The sequence below is a fragment of the uncultured Methanobrevibacter sp. genome (assembly GCF_937898925.1).
GTDB lineage: Archaea > Methanobacteriota > Methanobacteria > Methanobacteriales > Methanobacteriaceae > Methanobrevibacter.
Genome location: NZ_CALDKF010000027.1, coordinates 1 through 6,329, shown reverse-complemented (window position 1 = coordinate 6,329; position 6,329 = coordinate 1). Strand labels below are relative to the sequence as shown.

The window sequence follows — 6,329 nt, the reverse complement described above, 5'->3', positions numbered from 1 at the left end:
TCAGTTAAAGATGGAATTAGAAAACCGCCTTCTTTAAACAATATTTTCAAGGAATTAAAAGATGATTTAGAGATTATTTTCTGTATTAATGCAGGAGATATTGAAGCAGGAAATGCTGCTCTTGCATGGTTACGTGGGGATTCAAATATTCCGTTCCCAATGAAAAGAAGATTTGGTGTGAAAGGGGATGTAACTAAAGAAAATGCTTTACAATTTTTAGAAGCATTGTCTATTTTTGTTAGGTCTATTGGATATTCTGGGCTGGTTATTCTTGTAGACGAATCAGAATTTATTATGAACTTGCATGCTAAAAAATATAGAGATATTGCTTATAATTACATTAGGGATATTTTTGATGGCTGTAATTTAGGACAATTTGAAAATTCATTATTTGTTTTTGCAGGAACTCCTGAATGGTATGAAGATTCAAAAGTAGGGGTCGCATCATATGTTGCATTGCATGACAGAATTAGGACAAGTCTGGATGATAGCGGAAATGTTAATGTTAGAAAACCTATTTTTAATCTTTCAGGATTTAATGAGGAAGAGTTGGATAATGTTTCTAAACAGATTATAGAGATGCATTCTGTAGCATATGATTGGGATGCAAATAAGAAATTTGAATCAGCAATTGATGAAATCATTGAAAGAGCTATTGATGATGCTAGCTTAACTGATGGTAAGGTAACTCCAAGGATTTTTATTAGGCAATTTATTGAAGCTTTAGATGTTGTTGAACAAAATCCAGATAATTTTAAAACCTCAGCTGATATTATAGCATTATTTAACTTTGAAGAAAAACCTGATTGGGGCTTTGATGACGAAAATGAAGGAGAAAGAGACATATTTGATGATTGGTAATGTTATCAATCATAGTTTACTTTTTTGATTGAGGTTTAATATGGCTAATGAGTCAGCAGAATTATTAAATTTTAGATTAAGGCGTTTTCTTGTAAATGTTTTAGGCTGGAAAAAGCTAAATGAAATTCAAGATAAAGCCATTCCAGTAATTTTAGATGGGAATGATAGTTTAGTTATTGCTCCAACTGCTTCAGGAAAAACTGAAGCTGTTTTACTTCCTGTTTTCAGTGAAATCATTTCTAATGGTTTTGATCCTACCAGTGTTATTTACGTTGCACCTCTTAAAGCGCTTATTAATGATATGCATAATCGTATAGAATATTGGGGAGATTATTTTAACCTATCTGCAACCAAATGGCATGGAGACGTTTCTGCTGGCGTAAAATCTAAATATCTTAATAATCCTACCGATTTCTTATTAATAACTCCTGAATCTTTAGAAGTCCTTTCAATGAATAAAAGCCAAGGTCAAAAGTTTAAGATATTTCAAAATGTAAGATACATTATAATTGATGAAATTCACTATTTTGCTGATTCTGAGAGAGGCACTCAACTAAATTCCTTAATAAATAGGCTCTCTAAATATTCTAAACATGATATTCAACAGATTGGATTATCCGCTACAGTTGGAAATCCTGAGACAATAGCAGAATGGATAAATTATAAAGAACCAGCTATCCCTATTATAGATACAAGCAATAGGGAATCAAAATATAAGGTTGATTCATTAAGTGGTATAAATCTTGTTCGCCGTCTTGAAGTATTTAAAAATAAGAAGGTTTTAGTGTTTTGTAAATCTAGACAAACCACTGAAGAGGTTTTTAATCTTTTTAAAAACAATAGTTCTATAAAAAATATTTTTATTCATCACTCTTCTTTAAATAAGGACGTTAGGGAAGAGAGCGAAAGACAATTTAAAAGTGTTAAAAGTGGATTCATGTTCTCTACAAGTACGCTGGAGTTGGGAATTGACATTGGTGATATAGATGTGGTTGTACATATAGAACCGCCTTATAACATAAGTTCATTTTTACAAAGAGTTGGGCGTAGTGGACGTAGGTCTAAAGTACAAAAGTCCATAATCATCGCTCATGGTTTTGATACTTTGGTAGCTTTAGCAGATTTGATTTTACAGGAGAATAAAGTTGAAGATATAGTAATTTCAAAAAGGTCTAAGGACATTCTCTTTCATCAAATATTAAGTACCATTTTCAATCATGGTAAAATACATTTTAAGGATGTTTATAATGATTTAAGGAATTGTTATGCATTTTCAGAAATCACAAAAGATGATTATAAGGCATTGTTGAGGAAAATGGTAAAGGAGAATTTGGTCAAAATAGATGGGGGAGGATATTTAACCACTGGGTATTGCTTTGAGAAAATATTCGGTAAAAATAATTATATGAATTTTTATTCAGTATTTTATCCAAGTTTTGAATATTCAATTAAAAAAGGTAGAAAAACCATAGGAGGACTGGATATTTCTTATGTCCATATGTTAGATGAAGGTTCCCAATTTATTTTAGCTGGAAAACCTTGGAAAGTAAAGACTATTGATGAAGAAGGATTTTTCATTAGAGTCGAAGAAGATCCTAATCCTGATTTAAAAGCACCGCGCTGGTTTTCAGAAGGCCCTCCTTTAACTTATGACATTGCAAGAAAGGTTTATGATATACTTGTTGGCAATTTAGATAGTGAAGAAGAAGCTTCAGCTAATGAATTTTTAGACAACTTTGGTGATTTATCAACAGAGTATATAGACACTGTAATTTCACTGGCTAAAAAATGTGGATTTAGAAAAGGAATAATCCCTGTAGATATTAGTAGAAGAGACAATATGGTTACAATTTACACATTCGCTGGAAATAAAGCCAATAACTTATTGCCAAAGATTTTTGAATTAAAAGGTTATGGTTTAAGCAGAGTATATAATAATGAATATTTCTCTAGTTTTAAACTAGATGAAGAGATTTCTGTCTATGAGATTTCCAACGTTTTAGGAGATGTTGAGGAAATTTTTGCAGATGATGATTATATAGAAGATTTTATAGATATTTTACAAGAGGTTTTTAAGAATAAATTTATAGATTATTTACCTGAAAAAGATGTTGTTGAATTAAAAATGGATTTACAATATGATAAAGATGGATTAATTAATGTTGTTAATGAAAATGAATTTGTTGAAACAAAAAGTGACGTGTTTAAGGAAGTATTATTTAACAGTAGAGATTTAACTGATGAAGAGATTCTTGAAAGATTACATAGCATAGACAAAAAGGTAAGAACTGATTGATGGAGGAATAATAATGGCACATGGATTTAAAGATTTTTATTGTACTTTACTAGAAAATTTGGAAAATTTTGATGGAGAATATGCTTCATTTATTGATTGCGGTCCTAATTTATTTAAATTATTATGTGATTTATTGGATGAAGATGTTGATAAGGAAGATAGAATCAAAATTAATGCAGCTATTTCCTATTATGTAGTTCCAATGGATGTAATTCCAGAGGAAATATATGGTGCTTATGGGTATATTGATGATATTTTCATTTCTGCACATGTTCTAAAATTCCTTGCAGAAAAGTATAGTTTTGACTTCTTACAGGAAGCATGGGATTTTGGCAATGATGTTGAAGAAGTGATTGAAGATTGTTATGAAAAATCCTTAGAATCTTTAACCGATGAACAAATAGAAGCTATTCTGTTTTATGTAGGATTAGATTAAATCCAATTCCTCTTTGATTAGCTGAATTCATTTAATAGTGATCTGATATCCTGCAATTCAGTATTTTCTATTTGCATTTCTATGAGAATACCGCAACCATCATCTTCAGAGTCTTTAGTCAATATTTTATCAATTTCTCTAGGATAATCTTTTAGTATACTGACTATTTGTTCTAAATGCTCATTTCTCACTTTTCCTATGATTTGCAATGTCAATAACCCTGTATTTTGATCTTTAGATATGATTTTGAATCTTAACCCGTATTTCTCTGTATTAGTAGATTCTACAGCTACTTCATTTACCAAGTCTTCCATTTCTTTTGTTAATTCTTCTTCAATTTCTTTTTCTTTTTTGCTAAAATCTATTTTATTAGCATGTTCTGCCGCTTCCTCAATATCGTAACCTTGAATCATCAATTTTTTAGCTTCTTTAATTCTAAGAGTTCTTATTTCTTCGTTAATGACAAATCTTAAGCTATTCAAATATTGATCTATAAAGTTTTTATAGAATGTTTCTCCACTATTTCCTAATTTAATCCAAGCAATAAACTCTTCTTTAGTAATTTCAGAATTATTAAATGCAGTTTTGACGGATCCAGTAACAATGATTTCCTCTGTGAAGAAATCCATTTTTTCTTTAATATTCTCCTCTTCTTTCCTCTTTTCATCTTCTTCTATAGTGGCATTATTTAATTTCAAATATTCATCGTAGAAGTAGGTATATGGTTCATTGCCTTTTTTCCCAAGGTTTTTCCAAGTGATTAAAGTACTTTTATTCAAATCAGCAAAATTAAATGCTTCTTTTTCTGTAAAACCATCTTTAAGATAATATAAAACAATGTCCATTTTTCTTCTAAGTTCAGAATCATCATCAATATCAGAGCTTTCTACTGGTTTTTCTTCTTCGATAGGTTCCTCTAACTCTTCTTCTACTGGCTCCTCGACCACATCTTCCTCTTCTTCTATTATTGGCTGTGGGCTTTTTCTAATAGGAGTCTTTGCCCTTCCTTCTTCTTCAATATAATATTTTTCTAAGAAATCATCAAGAACCTTTTTATCTGTAAGTCTAAATCTCTCTCCATCTGGATTGGTTTCAATTAGGTCATGTTCTTGTAGTAAAAAAATACTTGAATCCAATAAAAATGGTTCCGGATAGTTAGAGTACATCTCTTCCTTTCTAAACACTTGTTTTGGACCTACATAACCTAAAAGAGTTTTCAATGATCTCGCTGCATTTACAGGTCTTTCACAGTCTTTACAATAATCTTTAAAACCATCTGCGCTTGATACAGAGTAATTAAATAGGGAAATTGCTTTTGTTTTTTTACAAATTACACATTCCTTGCTTAATTTGGTAGTTGTATCAATTATCTTTCTATTTTTAACATATTCTCCCCATTTATCTAAAAATTCATCTAAAATCTCTTTTCGGACAAGAGAATATTTATTGGTGGATTCTACAATCAATAAGTCATTTTCTTGCAAAACCCAAATGGTGTCTAATAATTTATCATTTTGGTATCCTATTTTCTGCAGGTCTTCTTTGTAAAATGGGATTTTTGGCTGAATATAATTTAATAATTCATTTAAGGTATTGGCAGCATGGATACTTCTTAAACAGCTTTTGCACTTGTCTTTTTTACTTACTGGATTAAGTTTTTTTCCACAAATGACGCATTTTTTATTTTTTGTTTCTTCTATGAGTCTAGTTATGTCTAACTGAATATCTTCTTTTCCTTCATATATTTCTACAGGTCTAACTTCAAACAATCCCTCATAAAATTCTTCCATCTCACTGAATTTTAGATCCTTAATTATTTTTTTAGTGATTTTTTTTCGAGGTTTATTAATATACAGAATACTGTCTCTAGGACTCAAGTATTTCAGCAATGACTTTACGCTAAATTTGTTTAATTGCTTAATTATTTTATCTTCAATAATTTTTATTTCAGCTAGTTTTTCTAAGGATTCCTCAATATCCTCTGGAGGGATTTCCTCTTTAATTTTTTGAATCTTTATGTTTTTGTTTGGGATTAGGAGGAAGCAATTATTGTCCTCAAGTATATAATCCAATTCTTTAAGGTCTAATTTGCTTAATTTTTTAAAGATATTAGTTTCTTCTTTTTTCCCTTTTTTCAGTTTTTTAGCTTCTTCACTAGCTTTGTAGTATTTATCGTATGGTTTTATTCCTAATTTTCCTTGAGTATAAAAATTTTTTAATCTAAATTCGGGGACGTTTAATTTATGGGAGATTTCTTTATAATCAAATCCCTCTTCTAAAAGTTTTACACAGTCATCCACTATTTCTTTTACACTTTTTTTCACAGTTTTCTGTTTTTTAGGCTTGATTTTTTTAAATTCATTGTAGAATTCTATATAGGATTCATCTCCATCTTTTCCCCATTGAATCCATCTTTTTACAACTATCTCTTTTGTCGAAGCAGATTCTGCAGCTTCTTTCAAGCTTTTACCTTTTTTTAACTCTTCCAATATTTTTATTTCCTTTTCATCCATACTCTCACTATTAACATTTTTTATAATTTTAGTAGAGTATCTTTTAGTGGTGATTCTATACTCAAGCTATAAAATTACACATCTTTCCCCTAAAATTATCTAAATAATAATATGTTCACCGTAATAAATAAATTTTTATTATTTCATTTACTAAAATTAAAAAAATTTATAATTTATTAAAGTTAAATTATTATTAATTATTCTTTATTTTTTCAAAGGGGGT

At 29.6% G+C, this 6,329-nt stretch carries 4 protein-coding genes; 3 read left to right on the top strand and 1 reads right to left on the bottom strand.

Going from position 1 to position 6,329, the window contains the following annotated elements; translation table 11 throughout:
- The 3 genes from Q0409_RS01905 to Q0409_RS01895 all read left to right on the top strand — a co-directional run.
- On the top strand, nt 1-861 hold an 861-nt coding region (locus Q0409_RS01905), incomplete at its 5' end, for a BREX system ATP-binding domain-containing protein (RefSeq protein WP_298534501.1).
- Nucleotides 862-901: 40 nt separating this feature from the next.
- Complete coding sequence (locus Q0409_RS01900) at nt 902-3,157, top strand: DEAD/DEAH box helicase (RefSeq protein WP_298534498.1); 2,256 nt, start codon at nt 902-904, stop codon at nt 3,155-3,157.
- A 13-nt stretch (nt 3,158-3,170) separates the two neighbouring features.
- The gene (locus Q0409_RS01895; RefSeq protein ID WP_298534495.1) at nt 3,171-3,593 is read left to right on the top strand and encodes a YkvA family protein; all 423 of its coding nucleotides are present in this window, start codon (nt 3,171-3,173) and stop codon (nt 3,591-3,593) included.
- Between the two features lie 17 nt (nt 3,594-3,610).
- Here Q0409_RS01895 and Q0409_RS01890 read toward each other — a convergent pair whose 3' ends face one another.
- Nucleotides 3,611-6,106: a hypothetical protein gene (locus Q0409_RS01890; protein WP_298534492.1), complete on the bottom strand. Its 2,496-nt coding sequence runs from the start codon at nt 6,104-6,106 to the stop codon at nt 3,611-3,613.
- Nucleotides 6,107-6,329: the final 223 nt, after the last annotated feature.